Origin of the sequence: Staphylococcus sp. GDY8P54P (assembly GCF_017892645.1) — a bacterium.
Classification (GTDB): domain Bacteria; phylum Bacillota; class Bacilli; order Staphylococcales; family Staphylococcaceae; genus Staphylococcus; species Staphylococcus ureilyticus.
The window spans coordinates 86,682-103,748 of record NZ_JAESLN010000029.1; the positions used below are offsets into that span (position 1 = coordinate 86,682).

Genomic DNA, 17,067 nt, shown 5'->3' on the forward strand with positions numbered 1-17,067 from the left:
CATTATGTCGGCATGAACAAAAGTGTTTTTTTATATTCATTAGTACAAAAATGATTAAACTGCATTGTGCAATTCAATCATTTCATATGTGTCACCTTGAGTGTCTTTCACTTACTTTTCTTCTTAGCTAATTTTTCTTTCAGTTTGCGATCTTGTTCTTCTTTACGTCGTTTACGTTCCTCATTGCGTTTTCTAAGGCGCTCTTCCTCTTCAGGATCTCTAGGTTTTTGCAACTGTTTTTCAATTTTTTCCATAAGCTCATCTTCAGTTAAGGCTGCTAATGGGCGATTATTAACAAATGCAAAAGTTTTACGTCGACCAGGACCACAATACGATTGACAACCTATTTCTATTTCTGCATAAGGATCTAATTTTGTCAGTTTTTTCTGTAAAGATTTACAATTAACGCCCTGACAATCATCGCAGATTAAAAATTTATTTTGCAAAATCAATCCCCTCATCTTTCCAAACGTGAATGATTCACTCATTTTACTGATAAATTATGTGAAATATGCGCTCAATTTCCTATCAAAGCCACATCAATATATTTATAACGATAAATTACAACTCTAATTATTTTACTCTATTTTTAATTTTTTTCAAGTTATGCCCCATTAGATCTAAAAGTTGTGTATGAAAACATAGCATTTAACGTTCATGATACTACTTTTTTCTATATACTTTTCTGTCTGATTTTTATAATTCAATCAAAAATCGGCTGGACAAATCAATTGTCACAGCCGTGTCGCTTCTCAATTTATTATTACGATAGTATAACTTATATATGAGTTTCAACTCAACTAAAGCATTATCCCTGCTCATCCTTGCTAGGATTAGACAACGCAACATTTAAAAATTATTTTTCCTAAGCTTATTGTCCATGATAGATACTAAACTCTAACGGTTTCACTTCATTTTCTAGCCATTCTTTATAAATTGATTGTTTATCAACTTCATTATTAATGATTGTGATACCACAGTCACCGCCACCAGCGCCTGATGTTTTAGCAGCACCACCATATTTTTCAGCTACAGAGCATAACACTTTCAAATGTGCAGTTTCAATATCAATCGTAGCCTCATTATCCATGGATTGAATAATTTCACGATTCATCCGGATCATTTGCTGTACACCTTTGATGTGATTCGTTTTAAAGGCATGAATTAATTTTTCTACGCAAGCATGTGAACGTTCTAAAAATTTCCCGTAAAATGTAGGGTCAGATTTCAAACGTTTCACTTCACTCACTAAGTGATGTGAAGACGCAGGCGATCCTGTCCAACCAATTAAGACTTCCATATTTTCTGGTGGTTGTAGTGGCTCAATATGTAAACCTGGCCAGTTTTTATTTAGTACTTCGTTGACAGAGGTATCTTCAATTTGTTGTGAAACCCACTCATGATCAAATGTACTATAAGCAAGCCATCCTGTGTATACACTAACTGCGATATCTCCACAAGAACTCAAACTTTGCAATTTCATATTTGCAATCACTGCAAGTTTATAAATATAAAGATTTGATAAATGCATCTCATAAAATTCATTTAAAGCTTTTACTACAGATACAAGTACTGCTGCACTTGAACCTAAACCGTATTTATGACCATTTGCGTCATCTAGATTACTATCTATCGTTAAATTAAAATGTTTTAGGTCAATGTGATTACTACTCACAAATTGCTCAAAAACTTCTATAGCTGTGATGACGTATTTTAATTGCTTTGCTGCATATAAATCAGATAAGACTATCTTATCTTCTTCTCTTTGAAATGTAACTGGCTCATGATGTAATGTCTTTGAGTGGATTGTACCTTCTGAAGCATTAGAGTCTTCAATTGAAGCCGTTACAAATCTATTAACAGCTATTAACACAGATTTATACCCAGGTTCAGTAACAGCATACTCACCTGCAATATAGAGCTTACCTGGCGCTTTTACTTGAATCATGTTATCTCTTCCTTACTCAATAATTTCAACACCTGTACGTGTAATGTCACTTGCAATAATTTGATCATCATTAAATGATTTTTTCAGTGCATCAATGACTGCCTGTTGATTTTTCTTTTCTACTAAAATTTTAACGTTGGGTCCTGCATCCATTGTGAAATAACAAGGGTAACCAGCTTCGCGACATTGATGTACAATATCCATAGCTAAATAACTATCTTCTACCATATATGTAAAAGGAGGCTGTGAACCTAAATTTGTTGCATGCATCCTCAAGCCATTCTCTTCAATAACTTCTCCTAAGTACTTAAAATCTTTGTCTTTAATCGCATGCTTAACTGACGCTATGTCTTCATCTACATGATCTAACCAGTATTGGTAAAAACGAGATGTATCACGCGTATGTGACATACCAGCACGACTAGAAACTTTTTTTGTTTGATTATTGATCACGACAAATATCATTGACAAATCATCTTCCCAGTGATCTGCATCAATCGGGAAACTATATGATGATGCATCATCATGACCTTTTTCCCACTCTACAAAACCGCCATAGATACTTCTAGAAGCTGATCCTGATCCTCTTCGAGCAAGTCTAGATAATGCTTTACCCGTTAATCCAAGTTTTAAAGCTTCATTACATGCTGCTGCTAATGCGGCATAAGCACTTGCTGATGAGGCTAAACCTGCAGCTGTTGGTACGAAATTATCACTTTCGATATGCGCATACATAGATGTTTTACCCAGTTCTCTAACAATATCCATAAAACGACGAATTTTAGTTGCTTCAGCATCATCTACTGTTTGTCCATTTAAAATCAATAAATCTTTAGTATATTGTTCAGAAAAAGTTACTTTAGTCTCTGTATAAAACCGATCTAATGTTACCGACAAGCTATTATTCATTGGAATAATATAGGCTTCATCAGCTTTCCCCCAATATTTAATCAGTGCAATATTTGTATGTGCACGTGCTTTGCCACTACTAACCACCTTACTAACCTCCTAAATATTCAATCCATGTATGATGTGCACCTAACGATTGTGCACTTTCCACAATTTTTTCAGCCGTTTCTAAAGTAGAAGCTAGAACAATCATACTTCCGCCTCTACCTCCTCCAGTTAATTTACCAGCTATAGCACCTTGCTCTTTACTAACCTCTAACAATTGCTCAATTTTTTCATGACTAACAGTGAGTGTTCTTAAATTCTCTTGACACAAATTAAATACCGTAGCAAGTTGTTCAAAGTTATGGTGTTCGATAGAATCTCGCGCCTCATATACCAATTTGCCGATATGTTCGACAAAGCTAAGGTATCCACTATCTGCTTTACATAAATTATGTACGTCTTCTACTGCTTGTTTTGTTGAACCACGAATACCAGTGTCTATCACAACCATATACCCATTTAAATCTAAAGGCTTTAATGTAGTAACCTTTCCTTTTTGAAACCAAACTGGCTTGTTAGATACTATGGTTTGGGTATCTATCCCACTGGGTTTGCCATGCGCAATACGTTCTGCCCAATTCGCTTCTTCTATCAAAACCGCATCTGTTAATGGTTTATTTATATAATCGAAACTCGCACGTACAAATGCGACTGCCATTGCAGCACTTGATCCTAGGCCTCTTGATGGTGGTAAGTTCGTATCTATAGAAACTTTGATGGGTGTTGCAATATCATATTTATCAATAAACCTCGTTATTACTGATTTTAAGTGTTCAGGTGCGTAAACCAATTCACCATCATACACTTCACTTTTAATATAGGAAGACTCTGATGCATTTAAAGACTCAATTAATGCACTCACTCTCCCTGTCGTAAATGGAATCGCAATTGCAGGCTCTCCAAATGTCACCGCGTGCTCACCTATTAAAATCACCTTGCCATTCGCTTCCCCATAACCTTGTTGTGCCATATTTTCAATCACCTTTAGTATTTTCTTTAAATTTAAATAATATATGCTTTGCACCGCGATTTTTATTAATCTCAATTTCATTCCTAGTTATATTAACATTTCCCGGGAAATTTTGTGTTTAATAGCATTTCGCTATAGTATTCATGCTTTTCATTTTTAATCAAGCAACCATTACGTGCATTTTTACACAACTCAATCGATTTTCACACAAATCAAAGTATATTATCTCACAAATTTCATATATTGACATACGTCTTGAGACATAGTTTTTTAATTTGTATCAAAATTGAACGAAATGAGCAAAAAGTTAATACCTGCTACTAATTATAAACAATACTTATTTATTATAAAACGCGATGACCTATTATTCAAAAACTTCACTTTATTTTATTAATTTATTTTTGATTTTTAACGTATACTTTCACTATATTACTTATTTAATTACTATAATTCAACAAATTATAGTCATCTTTCTATTATGCAATTATAAATAAAAAGACTAAAAACGAATACATTATATTGTATCGTTTCTAGTCTTTGTCTCATTCGTCCATTTTTTGATTAACTTTAGCATTGCGTTCAATCATCTTGTCAAAATAACCTTCATATCGTTGCCACTCATCATCCGTAATGTCTTCCATCGTCAAATTGGCGCCTAAATCTTTTAACGCATATAGTAACTGGAACATCACATCTTGAACTGTTAATGTTCTGCCTAATAATTGCGATAAAGATGCCATGCATTGAGGATCAATATCGGGGTATTCAAATTTAGTACGCTCGCCTTGTAATGCGCGTTCATAAAATGCTTTCATCAATGCAGCGCGTTCACTGCCATCGCCTTCAACGCATAGATATACTTGGACAGCTATGCCACCTCGAACACGTCTTTGCGAAATACCGGCAAATTTCTTTCCATTTATACTTAAATCAAATTTACCTGGACAATATGATTGTTCAATCTCATAGGTCTCAATTTCAACATCATCGTCTTCAAACATTTTCGACACTAATAAGTACATGACTGAAAATGCTTCATCAATCGTAATATCATGCTTGCCTTTAAAAATAAGTGAAATATTGAGTACACCTTGGTCTAATACAACACCTAGACCACCCGAGTTTCTCACAATCGCATTATACCCTCGTTCTTCAGTTAAATAGCGAATACCATCTTGCAAGTGCGGTAATCTTGAATCATGGATACCTAAAATAATTGTATGTTGATGTATCCAAGTACGTACCACACTGCTTGATAAATCTTTGCCTACACTTTCTGACAAAGTATCATCAAATGCAAATGACTGCATCGGTGCTAAACCAGAAGAATGATCTACATAACGCCAAGTGGCACTATTAAAGTACTTACTTGCTAAATCCATTATTGTAATGTTTGTGCAGCAGTGATGATTGATAAATTATACACGTCTTCTATTGAACAACCACGAGATAAATCATTTACTGGTGAATTAAGACCTTGTAATACCGGGCCTACCGCATCATAACCACCAAGGCGTTGTGCGATTTTATATCCAATATTACCCGCTTCTAAACTTGGGAAAATAAATACATTTGCATCGCCTTGAATTTGTGCATCCGGTGCCTTTTTCTTAGCAACTTCAGGTACAATTGCTGCATCAAATTGGAATTCTCCATCAATAACCACATCTTTAAGTTGATCAGTTTCAACCTTTTCTTGTGCTAACGCTACCGCATTGGAAACTTTTTCAACATCATCCGATTTTGCAGAACCTTTTGTTGAAAAACTTAACATTGCTACACGTGGAGACATGCCAAAACTTTGAGCAGATTTTGCACTTTCTACTGCAATTTCCGCTAAATCTTGTGCTTCTAATGTAGGATTAATCGCACAATCACCAAAGATATATTGTTCTTCACCTTTGATCATAAAGAATATACCTGATGTTTTAGTTACACCTGGTTTTGTTTTTATAATTTGTAGGGCTGGACGAACGGTATCACCTGTAGAGTGCGCAGCACCACTTACTAAACCTTCAGCTTTACCAGTATATACTAGCATCGTACCAAAGTAATTTACGTCTTTTAACATTTCTTGAGCTTGGGCTTCAGTTGCTTTCCCTTTACGACGTTCAACAAAAGCTGTCACTAACTCTTGTTTCAAATCACTCGTTTCAGGATCGATAATTTCTAAGTTTGAAATATCTAAACCTTTGTCTTTAGCTAACGCATTAACATTTGCTTCATTACCTAATAAAACTGGTGTTACATAATCTGTACTTTGTAATTGTGTTGCCGCAGTTAATACGCGTTCATCTTCTCCTTCAGGTAAAACAATTTTCACATTTTTTCCTGACAATTTCTCTTGTAATACATCTAATAAAGACATATGGGCCTCCTCAAATTTTTAATACTATTATTTTTTCCATTACTATTATACGTCATTTTTTTATAGAATTCCATGTCACCAATTTGTAATCATTTACTTATGTTTTACAGTTACCTTTATGATAGAATTTTCAGTGTAGATATAGAATTATTTATAAAGGAGCGATTCAATATGCCACAAGCGCCAGAAACTTTAGATGGTTGGTATAGTTTACATTTATTATATGCTATAGATTGGGCTAGTTTACGTCTAGTCCCAGAAAATGAACGTCAAACGTTAGTTGAAGAGTTGCAATCATTTTTAGATAAACACAAAGAAGCACGTACGAACCATGTCGGCGATCACGCATTTTATAATATTACTGGTCAAAAAGCAGATATTCTTTTATGGGCATTACGTCCTGAATTAAAAGATTTAAATGCTTTTGAAAATGAATTTAACAAATTGAAAATCACTGACTTTTTAATTCCGACATACTCATATGTTTCGATTATTGAACTCGGCAATTATTTAGCAGGAAAATCTGACGAAGATCCATACGAAAATCCACATATCAAACCAAGATTATATCCAGAATTACCTCAATCCGAATATATTTGTTTCTATCCTATGGACAAACGTCGTAATGAAACTTATAACTGGTATATGTTGCCATTAGAAGAAAGACAAGAACTAATGTACAATCACGGTAAAATCGGTCGTCAATATGCTGGTAAAATCAAACAATTTATCACAGGCTCTATGGGCTTTGATGATTTCGAATGGGGTGTCACGCTATTTGCAGATGACCCACTTCAATTTAAAAAAATTGTTTCTGAAATGAGATTTGACGAAACGACGGCACGTTACGGTGATTTCGGCAGTTTCTATGTGGGTAACATTATCACCAAAGATAGTTTACCAACACTTTTTGAAATATAATTTATCACTATATTTTAACTAATGTTGTTTTTAATACAAATTACAATCTTTCTTGTTTTAGAGTATAATTTTATTTTTTATAAACTATGATCAACCCCTTCATTTAATAATGGAGGGGCTTTTTATATATCATTTTTTGCATTCATATATAACTACAATTACGTCTCAAACGTATATATTTTAGACGCACTGCCATTTATATTTTGCACTTTTAGGTACAATCACAATAAATCATTCAATACCTATGTTTGAATTTGACTACTAAATCTCAAAAGATAGCTATTGTCATAAGTTACATGCATTAGTCGCTCTAACTTTCTACTTCGTTTGATTCGGTTCGCATGCTCCTCGCATGCATAAGTCGCTCTAACTTTCTACTTCGTTTGATTCGGCGGTTCGCATGCTCCTCGCATGCATAAGTCGCTCTAACTTTCTACTTCGTAGAAAGTAGAGCGACTAAAAAAAGGCACACTTGAAATAAAACAAGTGTGCCTGTCTGAATGTAGTGTGTTTGGGAGAACTTTAATCACTACTTAATTTAAGGGTCAACTGTTAAATATTGTCGCTACTCAATATTTTGTAACAGTCAACTAATACTATTTTAACCTATTTGAAATATTTGAAACATATTTGCATTACTAAAGTTGTATAAAACTCATTTTTTTAAAACACAATATGTGTCTTTTTACCCAACATATCATTTGAATAAAGTGTTACAATAAAAAATATTAACTTACTTATATATCCCATGAAAATACAGTTACGAATAGTTTAGTTAAATAAAATATAATTGGTGATTAAATGACAAGAAATGTTCAATACTCAGAAAATTATGAAGAAAAAATAGCAAAAGATGTCATAATCCTCGCTGGCAGAATCTTACTTGAGTCTGGGGCAGAAGGTTCGCGTGTAGAAGATACAATGACGCGTATTGCTTTCACGTTAGGTTATACAGAAAGTAATAGTTTTGTTACAAATACAGTCATTAATTTTATGTTACATAATGAATCTTATCCAAGAATTTATAGAATACGAACTAGAGACACCAATCTACATCGTATATCAAGAACCAATCGCGTTTCTAGACAACTTTCCGAGGGGACGCTATCCGTTGAAGATGCATATCAAGAATTACAAAAAATATATCATGAACAAAGCATTAATCATGATTTATTTTTTAAATTTATTGCCGCTGCGATTATCTCAATCAGTTTTCTATATTTACAAGGTGGTTATTTAGTGGATGTATTCACTGCACTCGTTGCAGGTGCTTTAGGGTATCTAGTTGTAGAACTTTTGAATAGAAATTTACACACTAAATTCATTCCAGAATTTATGGGGGCTCTCGTTATTGGAGCAGTGGCAGTGTTTGGAAATGCCATCATACAAGGTGGCTCTATTTCAACAATTATTATATCAGCTGTGATGCCAATCGTACCTGGTGTTTTAATTACAAATGCAATTCAAGATTTATTTAGCGGGCATATGTTAATGTTTACTACTAAATCATTAGAAGCCCTAGTAACTGCCTTTGGTATTGGTGCAGGTGTCGGTACAATACTTATTATTTCTTAGGAGCAATGCTTATGTTTTGGATTTTAAATTTAATATTTAGTTATACCGCTTCACTCTTCTTCGGTATTATATTTGATGTTCCAAAATATTTATATAATGCTGTTGGAATTGTTGGTGCATGTGGTTGGATGGTTTATACATTGTTTTATGATGGTCTCGAACTTCATACAATTTATTCAAGCTTCTTTGGAAGTCTAGCATTGGGTTTACTTAGTCATGTAATGGCTCGCTATAAAAAAGAACCAGTGATTCTATTTATGGTACCAGGTATTATACCATTGGTGCCTGGAGGATTAGCCTTTGACGCTACTAAAAATCTTATTTTGTTAGACTTTAGTAAAGCTATTAACACGATGCTAGAAGTAACGCTAATTGCCGGCGCAATCGCTTTAGGCTTATTATTTGCTGATCAAATATCTAAACTCATCGTTTCTGGCACAAAATTTAGCAAAAAACACATATGAGCATTGAACATAAAAAATCTGAGGATCTTTAAAGTCCTCAGATTTTTTGTATTAAATATCATTATTTGATTTTAAAAACTCCTATCAATATGAACTTAAAGTCCACTGCTATTGATAGGAGTCGTTTCATATTCAAAATTTTTCAGAAAATCCGTTTCCAATGATTTATATGTTTATTTCATAAATAATCAATGATTAACTTCTATTTATGTGTTTGGTTCGTCACTTTATTCTCATTAATCAGATTCACTACTTCATCTTCAGAACGATTTAATATCAATTTACTTAGTTTATCATTATCCATTTGTTTTAATTTAGGATAACGAATTACGAAAAAGATTAATCCTATAATTAACCAACCAAATAATGCAATATAAGATGGCATTGATAGTCCAGCTGGTGAAACAGGAATTAATAATAGTAATAAGAAAACAAATGATACTACTGTACCTATAATCGCAAATGTCTTATATACCGGACCATAAGTGTTACTTGTTTTGTCATAGCTAAATAAACGCGCTGCTGATAAACATGTAATAAAGTAAGCGATTGAAACACCTGTAGATGACATATCAACGATCCATGTCAATGCTGTACGACCTAACCAAGGTGCAATCAATGTGATAGCTACAAGGAATATGATTGCCACATATGGTGTTTTATATTTACTATGCAGTTTACTAAATACTGAAGGCATAATACCTGAACGTCCCATTGAGAATAATAGACGACTTGAACTCATTAAAAATCCATTTAAACCAGTAAAAATACCCATGATAATAGCAATCGCTAAAATTGCTAAACCTATATAGCCGAATGCACCACTCGTGACGGCACCTGTTAACCATAATTGCCCGTTCAAACTCGTTTCTGAGCTACTTAGCCAGCCTGTATATAAAATCATTAACACATATGTGAATGCTGCTGCTAACAAACTATACACAATCAGTTTAAACGTTTTATTTGGAGAAAAATCAAATTCTTCGGCAGTTTGTGGGATATTATCAAAACCTACATAAGCCCACGGTGCTACTGCAACTATCATTACAATTGATGTAAGCCAGCCTTTTTCTTTGTTCGCTAATGGTTGTAAATTTTCCAATGAAAAATTATTACCAAAGAACGAGCCGAAAAATAGCAGTAAGATTGTAATGACCATTGCCACACAGAAATAAAATTGTAGTGAGCCTGAAACACTCGTGCCCTTAATCGCAATAAACATAAATACAATCAATAACAATGATGCAATTAATATTTCGGTAATATAAACATCCCATCCTGCGATGGTATATAATTTACCTGTTTCTAAAACATCAGGTAATAAAAATTTAATTAATAAACTGAATGCAGTTGCGTTTAAGGCTACCACACAAATATAACCAAAAGTTAAAAACCAAGATGAGAAAAAACTTACGTATCTACCAAAACCTAAAAAGCTAAACGCAAAAGCCCCACCAGAAACTGGGAAGCGTTCAACAAGTGCGCCGTAGCTTACCGCAATTAAAATCATTAATAATGCGCCAATGACAATACCTATAGCTGCTGGAATAGGTCCAGATTGACCAATCCAATCACCAGGTAAAATAAATGCACCCCAGCCGATACATGAACCATAGGCAATTGCCCAAACAAATTTCTCAGATAAGTTTTGTTTTAAATCTCCTCTATCTACTTTCCTATCATTTTTTCCCATAAATAAAATTCACCTCATGGGATGTATTATACCCCTAAGATGAATTCTATAACAATTATAAATTTATAATTTAATCGTACCAATCACTAACATTAACCAACCTATAATAAATAAAATACCTCCAATTGGTGTAATTGCTCCAAGTATACGAATTTGAGTTAATGCTAAAATATATAGCGAACCACTGAAAAATACAATACCTAAGAATAATAGCCATCCTGCCCAATTCACATTAATTGACGTTGTACCACTTATAATCCCAATTAATAGTAAACCAAGGCCGTGATACATTTGATAAGTAGTTGCTTTTTCCCATACGGATAAATATTTATCCGATAACTTACCTTCCAAACCATGCGCGCCAAATGCACCAGTACCAACAGCCATTAAAGCATTTAAAGCACCGAGAATAATAAATAATTTCATAAAAATTAACCTCTCTTTCTTGAATTAAAAATCAAATATTGAATCTCCATTACCAATTTCATCATCTGTTACCAATTTATTAGCATTTAGTGAAGTATTAGCATTTGCAAATTTTGTCGATGAGGCAGGTACTTTTCCGCCCATTGCTTGAATTTCTTCTGCTGAGATGCCTTGCTTCTTACTTGCAGCAGTTTGTTCTACATTTCGAGATGATTTGAATGAATCAGATACTGAATACGTATTATCTTTAAAATGATGTGTGTTATTTGAACTATTTACGAGTGACGTTAGTGTATGAATGGCATAGATATGCTTTTCAAATTCTGCATCATTTTTAGCTTCATCTGCTTGAACTAATTCTTGCTCAATAAGTTGAATAATTTTCTCTTTTTCCATTTATTTTACAACCCACTTTCACACCAGTTTATAGGTTCAATACCATTTTTTTGTAAATATGCATTTGTTAATGAATACGGTTTTGAACCGAAAAATCCGCGATATGCAGATAATGGGCTTGGATGTGGTGATTTAATAATATGATGTTTCGCTGTGTCAATCAGTTTTATTTTTTGTTGTGCAGGCTTACCCCACAATATAAACACAACATTACTCAAATTTTCTGAAACTGTTTTAATGACTTCATCCGTAAAAGTTTCCCACCCTATATCTCTGTGAGAATGCGCTTCTCCTTGTCGGACTGTCAAAACAGTATTTAATAATAAAACGCCTTCTCTTGCCCAATCTTGTAAATGTGGTGATTTTCTTACACAACCGATATCGTCTTCAAGTTCTTTATACATGTTTCTTAATGAAGGCGGAAATTTAGCATTCGGTTGCACAGAAAATGCTAAACCGTGTGCTTGATTTGGTCCGTGATAAGGATCTTGACCTAAGATAACAACTTTCACTTTTTCAAAAGGCGTTAAATCAAAAGCCTGATAAATATTTTCCCTATCTGGATATACTATCTTTGTCGTATATTCATTTTCTAAAAAATTATGCATTTCAGTAAAATCATGTTCTGTAGTAATTTTATGAAAAACATCCGACCACTCCATATCGCTCACCTCGATTAATATAGTAACATAAAGCACTACTTACTCGCTCGTGAGATTAGTAGTACTCACTTTATCATAAACACAATTAAAATGAATATATTTTATTTCATTTTAATATGTATCAGTAATAGAATCAAAAGGATATACTAATTTATTCATCATTGTAACCTTATTACATTGTAAACGTCATGATTTAGAATAGTCGACAAACGTGGTATGATATATATAAAAGCATATTTAGGAGTGAAAATTAATGGCATTGAAAAAAACTTTAACCATTGCTGGTTCAGATACAAGTGCTGGCGCAGGCATGCAAGCAGATTTAAAAACATTCCAAGAGTTAGGAACATACGGTATTGTTGCATTAACATCAATTGTAACAATGGATAAAGAATCTTGGTCTCATGATGTTACGCCAATTCCATTCGATGTTTTTGAAAAACAATTAGAAACAGCTATATCAATCGGTCCGGATGCAGTGAAGACGGGCATGCTAGGGACACAAGAAATTATCAAACGTGCCGGCGAAGCATATGTTGAATCTGGTGCGAACTACTTTGTAGTAGATCCAGTTATGGTATGCAAAGGAGAAAATGAAGTTTTAAATCCAGGCAATACTGATGCAATGATTGAATATTTGTTACCAAAAGCTACAGTCGTAACACCGAATTTATTCGAAGCTGGTCAACTTGCAAACCTCGGCACTTTAAAATCAATAGACGATATGAAAAAAGCTGCTGATATCATTCATCAACAAGGTGCACAACACGTTATAATTAAAGGTGGTAAAGCGTTAGATCAAGATAAATCTTATGACTTATACTATGATGGGGAAAACTACTATCAACTAACTACTGATATGTTCCAACAAAGTTATAATCACGGCGCTGGTTGTACATTTGCCGCAGCAACTACTGCATATTTAGCAAAAGGCAAATCTCCAAAAGAAGCCGTCATCGCTGCTAAAGCATTTGTTGCATCTGCAATTAAAAACGGTTGGAAAATGAACGACTTCGTCGGTCCTGTTGACCACGGTGCCTATAATCGTATAGAACACATCGATGTCGAAGTTACAGAAGTTTAATCAAATATAAACTAAGCGCACGTCCATTTCTAATGATGAACGTGCGCCTTTTTAAGTTAATTTACTCATTTATGTTTTTATTTAACCACCGTATCCGCCATACCCAATATTCACTTCATTGACTTGACCATCTTTCATTTCAAAGAAAACGGTTGGGCCATTATTTTGAGATTGATATGCGTATAAACCTGTACCTTTAGGCTGTTTATCTGGTGTTTTAATCTTACTTAAATCTTTTCCATAAGCATCTTTGACTTGCTCATAAGTTAAGTTCCCTTTTATAGAAAAATTAACGTTACTTGCTATATTATCATCTTTTGAATAGTCTGAGAAAGTTTGGTCATATTTCTGAGTTGTCTTGCCACCCTCTACTGTTCTTGCACTTACATTCACGCCATTAAAAGTAACCTTGCCATATTTGATTCCATTTTTAAATTGTTCATTTAATAAAAAGCTAGGGTCGTTACCAGCATTTCCTTCATATTGATAATAAGGTGTTGTTGCTGCTTGTGCTTCGCTATGTGATACGCCTTCATCAGAAACGCTTATGCCTAATGTAGTTCCAAATACAATGCTTCCAGCTACAAAAGTCTTTGCAATCTTATTCATTCTGTATCACTCCATTTAAAATTTTGGAATCGCATTACGATTCGATTACAATGTTACATAAATGTTTCAAAAAGTGCAAATATAAACCAAATAAACAATATATTATTTTTGTTTTTTAATAGTATAAGCATTTAAGTGATAGTATTAATACAACAAAAATTGAAATAAAGTATTTTATGATTATACGACGTTCGACTGATAAAAAGTTGATACTGTAGACTCATGTATTTCGCATACATATCTATTATTATAATAAGTGTAGAGAGACAAGGAGGTATGACATCATGATTATCTACGAACAATCTTTTGAGAATGGTAACCCTATCTATGAAATTATCACCAAGACGTTCAAAACGATTTCTGTTAAATGCGATGAAAATTTCAGCAAGAATGAATTATATACGTTACTCTCTCTACTTGAAAGTGATGTTGATAACTTAAATGTAAGTTATTAGCTACACTTCAATACATCGATGAAAAAACAGAAGCGTAAGTTCCAAGACTAAAATTAGAAGAAACAGAACAAAGAATTCCCCTTTAGAAATATGCGCCATGTATATGTAACTGTCCCATTATATATACATGGTATAACACATCCCTTATAAACACTCACCCTAAGTGGTACATAGTTAGGCAAAGATTGTCCCCTTTGTTTGCTTGGAGAGCACACTCGAAGCGATCCTAACTTATGTACCACTTTACTTATTTATATAAAACTTTAAATTCCTCACACACTACGATAGTAGATTCGTTAAATGCCAATCCTAGAGATGCATAGTAAGGTTCAAAGAAATCAATATGTGCTTTACGCCAGTAAGCTAGTGACTTATCGCCTTCACCTTCTAAATAAGCGTGATGGTCAGAGACAGCATTAAAAGTTGTTTGATGTACATGTGTTGTTTCAATCACACATTGTGGTTCCCCTTTTTTATTTAAAATCACGCTCACATCTCCCACTTGAGGTAGTGGTTCACCATCAACTTGATAAGTTTCGTAACCACTTGTCGTAGCCGTTTTTTCACCTTGTTTTACTAATTCTGCTAATTTATCCTCATCTACACCAAATGACCATGCTTCATATGTTTTGCCCTTATAAGATGGAAATAATTGTACAAAATTCTCCCAATATTGTTCTACTGTCATCATTTTTCCTCCAAACTATGTATGTCCTTTTCCTTCTTAAACATAACATAAATAAATGATATAACCATTGCTATCCTATGTTATTCTACTACCAAAATGAGGCAATACACTAAAATATAAATATCTAGATTATTGCAAAAAATCTATTCTTTCTTGCAATAATAGTGAAATTTACTAAAAAAATAGGTACTCACTTCCTAACTCTAAAAGGAAATGAATAACCTATTTTTAAATTTCTACTATTCCGTTTTAGTATCGATAGCTAGCATACTATTATATTAATAGTCGTTTGTAATGTCATTCGGCTTATACGCGTTTATCGTCTGCCCACCATAAAGCTTTCTCAGGATTTTCCGTATAATAATCATATTCTTCATCGCTTTGAACATTTGGATATGAACCTTTAAGCGATTTACCTGCTGTGCTGACATGTAACAATGAAATAACGATAATCCCTATAACGCTCATTGCCGCTAAGTAATAAGCTGGTGAAAGCGGATCTCCTGTTTTCGCAACCAATGAAGATGCAATTAACGGTGTTGTTCCACCAAATAATGATACTGACACATTAAATGTTACCGCCAATGTTCGATAACGGATATGCGTATAAAACATCGTTGGTAATGAACCTGGCATCGTTGCTTCATAAGTAGACAAGAAAAATCCTAACGTAAATATACCTACAATTATTAAAACCAACGAACCTGATTGGAATAACGCAAATGCCACAGTACTAAAGATAGCTGTGCCACATAGCCCGATTAAAAAGACTTTTTTCTCTCCGATGCGATCTGCAACTCTACCAAACATTAATGCCAATGGAATCATTACTGCCATGACAACCGTGATAAGTACAGAAACCGTTGTGCTATCTAATTTAATTATTTGTTGTAAATAAGATGGCATATATGAAGTTACCATATAATTAGTACAATTAAAGAATGCTACAGCTACAAAACATACAATAATATCTTTGTAGTAATATCGAACAATTGTGAAAAATCCGATGTTATCTCGTTTAGGTTGTGTAGCTATTTCATTTTCAAATACTGGAGATTCCTCTAATTTTCTTCTTAAATAAAAACCAAATATACCTAAAAATAGACCCAAAATAAATGGTATTCTCCATCCCCATGTAGCCATTTGTTCCTCATTTAAAAAGAAAAATAGTAAGCCACTGATTACTGATGCGGCGATATAACCTGATAATGTACCAATTTCCAAACCTGAACCTAGACCATTTCTAGATTTATCTGGTGAGGATTCAGCAACATAAACCATCGCACCTGCATACTCTCCACCAGTTGAAAACCCTTGAAGCACTCTACCTAATAATAGTAAAATTGGCGCCCATACACCTATTTGATCATATGTAGGTAATAAACCAATTAACAAAGTTGAAAATGCCATCATGATAATGGTTGTCGTTAAAACGACTTTCCTACCAAATTTATCACCAATAATACCAAAAATAATGCCACCTACTGGTCTTAATAAAAATGCAATTGCAAATGTGGCAAATGTAAATATCGTTTTTAACTGGTCATTTTCTACCGAACTAAAAAAGTTTTGCCCCAATATAACTGCTAGGTAAGAATATAACCCGAAATCGAACCATTCCATCGCATTACCAATACCGGTTGCAAATACAGTTTTTTTCGCAGTTCTAGGATTCACCTTATTAATATTACTTTTATCAAAATCTTGTTCATAATCCACGATTTAAGTCACTCCCTTAACATGTTTACTTATTATACTGAGTTCGGAGTGTATGTCAAACTGTTTCAAATTTTTTAAATTCTATTTTTTAATTTTTATACAAAAATTGTGGTTGTTTTTAAATATGGAAAAATT

Annotated in this window: 18 protein-coding genes; 5 read left to right on the forward strand and 13 right to left on the reverse strand. The window is 33.6% G+C overall.

The window, feature by feature from the left end; all coding sequences use genetic code 11:
- Positions 1 to 107: 107 nt before the first annotated feature.
- From KA883_RS10065 to pta, 6 genes are all read right to left on the reverse strand, one after another.
- Positions 108 to 446 (reverse strand): YuzB family protein, encoded by a 339-nt coding sequence (locus tag KA883_RS10065; protein WP_046207281.1) that lies wholly within the window; start codon positions 444 to 446, stop codon positions 108 to 110.
- A gap of 425 nt (positions 447 to 871) precedes the next feature.
- Entirely contained in the window at positions 872 to 1,948 is a 1,077-nt protein-coding gene (locus tag KA883_RS10070; RefSeq protein WP_046207280.1) for a phosphomevalonate kinase, read from the reverse strand.
- A 12-nt stretch (positions 1,949 to 1,960) separates the two neighbouring features.
- Complete coding sequence (gene mvaD, locus KA883_RS10075; RefSeq protein ID WP_046207279.1) at positions 1,961 to 2,944, reverse strand: diphosphomevalonate decarboxylase; 984 nt, start codon at positions 2,942 to 2,944, stop codon at positions 1,961 to 1,963.
- Positions 2,945 to 2,948: 4 nt separating this feature from the next.
- Positions 2,949 to 3,872 (reverse strand): mevalonate kinase, encoded by a 924-nt coding sequence (mvk, locus tag KA883_RS10080; protein WP_046207278.1) that lies wholly within the window; start codon positions 3,870 to 3,872, stop codon positions 2,949 to 2,951.
- 542 nt (positions 3,873 to 4,414) lie between these two features.
- Complete coding sequence (locus tag KA883_RS10085) at positions 4,415 to 5,254, reverse strand: lipoate--protein ligase family protein (RefSeq protein WP_046207277.1); 840 nt, start codon at positions 5,252 to 5,254, stop codon at positions 4,415 to 4,417.
- Complete coding sequence (gene pta, locus KA883_RS10090; protein WP_046207276.1) at positions 5,254 to 6,240, reverse strand: phosphate acetyltransferase; 987 nt, start codon at positions 6,238 to 6,240, stop codon at positions 5,254 to 5,256. The genes KA883_RS10085 and pta overlap by 1 nt, the downstream gene beginning before the upstream one ends.
- Before the next feature lie 171 nt (positions 6,241 to 6,411).
- On the opposite strand from pta, the gene hemQ reads away from it, so the two are divergent.
- The 3 genes from hemQ to KA883_RS10105 all read left to right on the forward strand — a co-directional run bounded on the left by hemQ (position 6,412) and on the right by KA883_RS10105 (position 9,200).
- On the forward strand, positions 6,412 to 7,161 hold the full coding sequence (gene hemQ / locus KA883_RS10095; RefSeq protein WP_046207275.1) for a hydrogen peroxide-dependent heme synthase: 750 nt from the start codon (positions 6,412 to 6,414) through the stop codon (positions 7,159 to 7,161).
- 801 nt (positions 7,162 to 7,962) lie between these two features.
- On the forward strand, positions 7,963 to 8,736 hold the full coding sequence (locus KA883_RS10100; protein ID WP_046207274.1) for a threonine/serine exporter family protein: 774 nt from the start codon (positions 7,963 to 7,965) through the stop codon (positions 8,734 to 8,736).
- Positions 8,737 to 8,747: 11 nt separating this feature from the next.
- Positions 8,748 to 9,200, forward strand: coding sequence for a threonine/serine exporter family protein (locus tag KA883_RS10105; RefSeq protein WP_046207273.1), 453 nt, complete (start codon positions 8,748 to 8,750; stop codon positions 9,198 to 9,200).
- Between the two features lie 202 nt (positions 9,201 to 9,402).
- Here KA883_RS10105 and KA883_RS10110 read toward each other — a convergent pair whose 3' ends face one another.
- The 4 genes from KA883_RS10110 to KA883_RS10125 all read right to left on the reverse strand — a co-directional run bounded on the left by KA883_RS10110 (position 9,403) and on the right by KA883_RS10125 (position 12,386).
- Positions 9,403 to 10,893: an APC family permease gene (locus tag KA883_RS10110; protein ID WP_046207272.1), complete on the reverse strand. Its 1,491-nt coding sequence runs from the start codon at positions 10,891 to 10,893 to the stop codon at positions 9,403 to 9,405.
- 63 nt (positions 10,894 to 10,956) lie between these two features.
- The gene (locus KA883_RS10115; RefSeq protein ID WP_046207271.1) at positions 10,957 to 11,319 is read right to left on the reverse strand and encodes a DUF423 domain-containing protein; all 363 of its coding nucleotides are present in this window, start codon (positions 11,317 to 11,319) and stop codon (positions 10,957 to 10,959) included.
- Positions 11,320 to 11,343: 24 nt separating this feature from the next.
- Positions 11,344 to 11,715 carry a DUF5327 family protein gene (locus KA883_RS10120; RefSeq protein ID WP_046207270.1) on the reverse strand — a complete coding sequence of 124 codons (372 nt, stop codon included), beginning with the start codon at positions 11,713 to 11,715 and terminating at the stop codon, positions 11,344 to 11,346.
- A 5-nt stretch (positions 11,716 to 11,720) separates the two neighbouring features.
- Positions 11,721 to 12,386, reverse strand: coding sequence for a uracil-DNA glycosylase (locus KA883_RS10125; RefSeq protein WP_256277550.1), 666 nt, complete (start codon positions 12,384 to 12,386; stop codon positions 11,721 to 11,723).
- 244 nt (positions 12,387 to 12,630) lie between these two features.
- Here KA883_RS10125 and thiD point away from each other — a divergent pair, with 244 nt between their 5' ends.
- A complete protein-coding gene (thiD, locus tag KA883_RS10130) occupies positions 12,631 to 13,461 on the forward strand; it encodes a bifunctional hydroxymethylpyrimidine kinase/phosphomethylpyrimidine kinase (protein WP_046207268.1) in 831 nt (276 codons plus the stop codon).
- 81 nt (positions 13,462 to 13,542) lie between these two features.
- Here thiD and isaB read toward each other — a convergent pair whose 3' ends face one another.
- Positions 13,543 to 14,070, reverse strand: coding sequence for an immunodominant staphylococcal antigen IsaB family protein (isaB, locus tag KA883_RS10135; RefSeq protein ID WP_210139971.1), 528 nt, complete (start codon positions 14,068 to 14,070; stop codon positions 13,543 to 13,545).
- A 284-nt stretch (positions 14,071 to 14,354) separates the two neighbouring features.
- Between isaB and vraX the strand changes: the two genes are divergently transcribed.
- Positions 14,355 to 14,525, forward strand: a complete 171-nt coding sequence (gene vraX / locus KA883_RS10140) for a C1q-binding complement inhibitor VraX (protein WP_019468209.1) — start codon at positions 14,355 to 14,357, stop codon at positions 14,523 to 14,525.
- A gap of 247 nt (positions 14,526 to 14,772) precedes the next feature.
- Here vraX and KA883_RS10145 read toward each other — a convergent pair whose 3' ends face one another.
- Together KA883_RS10145 and KA883_RS10150 are read right to left on the reverse strand one after the other, a co-directional pair.
- The gene (locus KA883_RS10145) at positions 14,773 to 15,213 is read right to left on the reverse strand and encodes an ASCH domain-containing protein (protein ID WP_046207267.1); all 441 of its coding nucleotides are present in this window, start codon (positions 15,211 to 15,213) and stop codon (positions 14,773 to 14,775) included.
- Positions 15,214 to 15,519: 306 nt separating this feature from the next.
- Positions 15,520 to 16,932: an MFS transporter gene (locus KA883_RS10150; RefSeq protein ID WP_046207266.1), complete on the reverse strand. Its 1,413-nt coding sequence runs from the start codon at positions 16,930 to 16,932 to the stop codon at positions 15,520 to 15,522.
- Between the last annotated feature and the right edge of the window lie 135 nt (positions 16,933 to 17,067).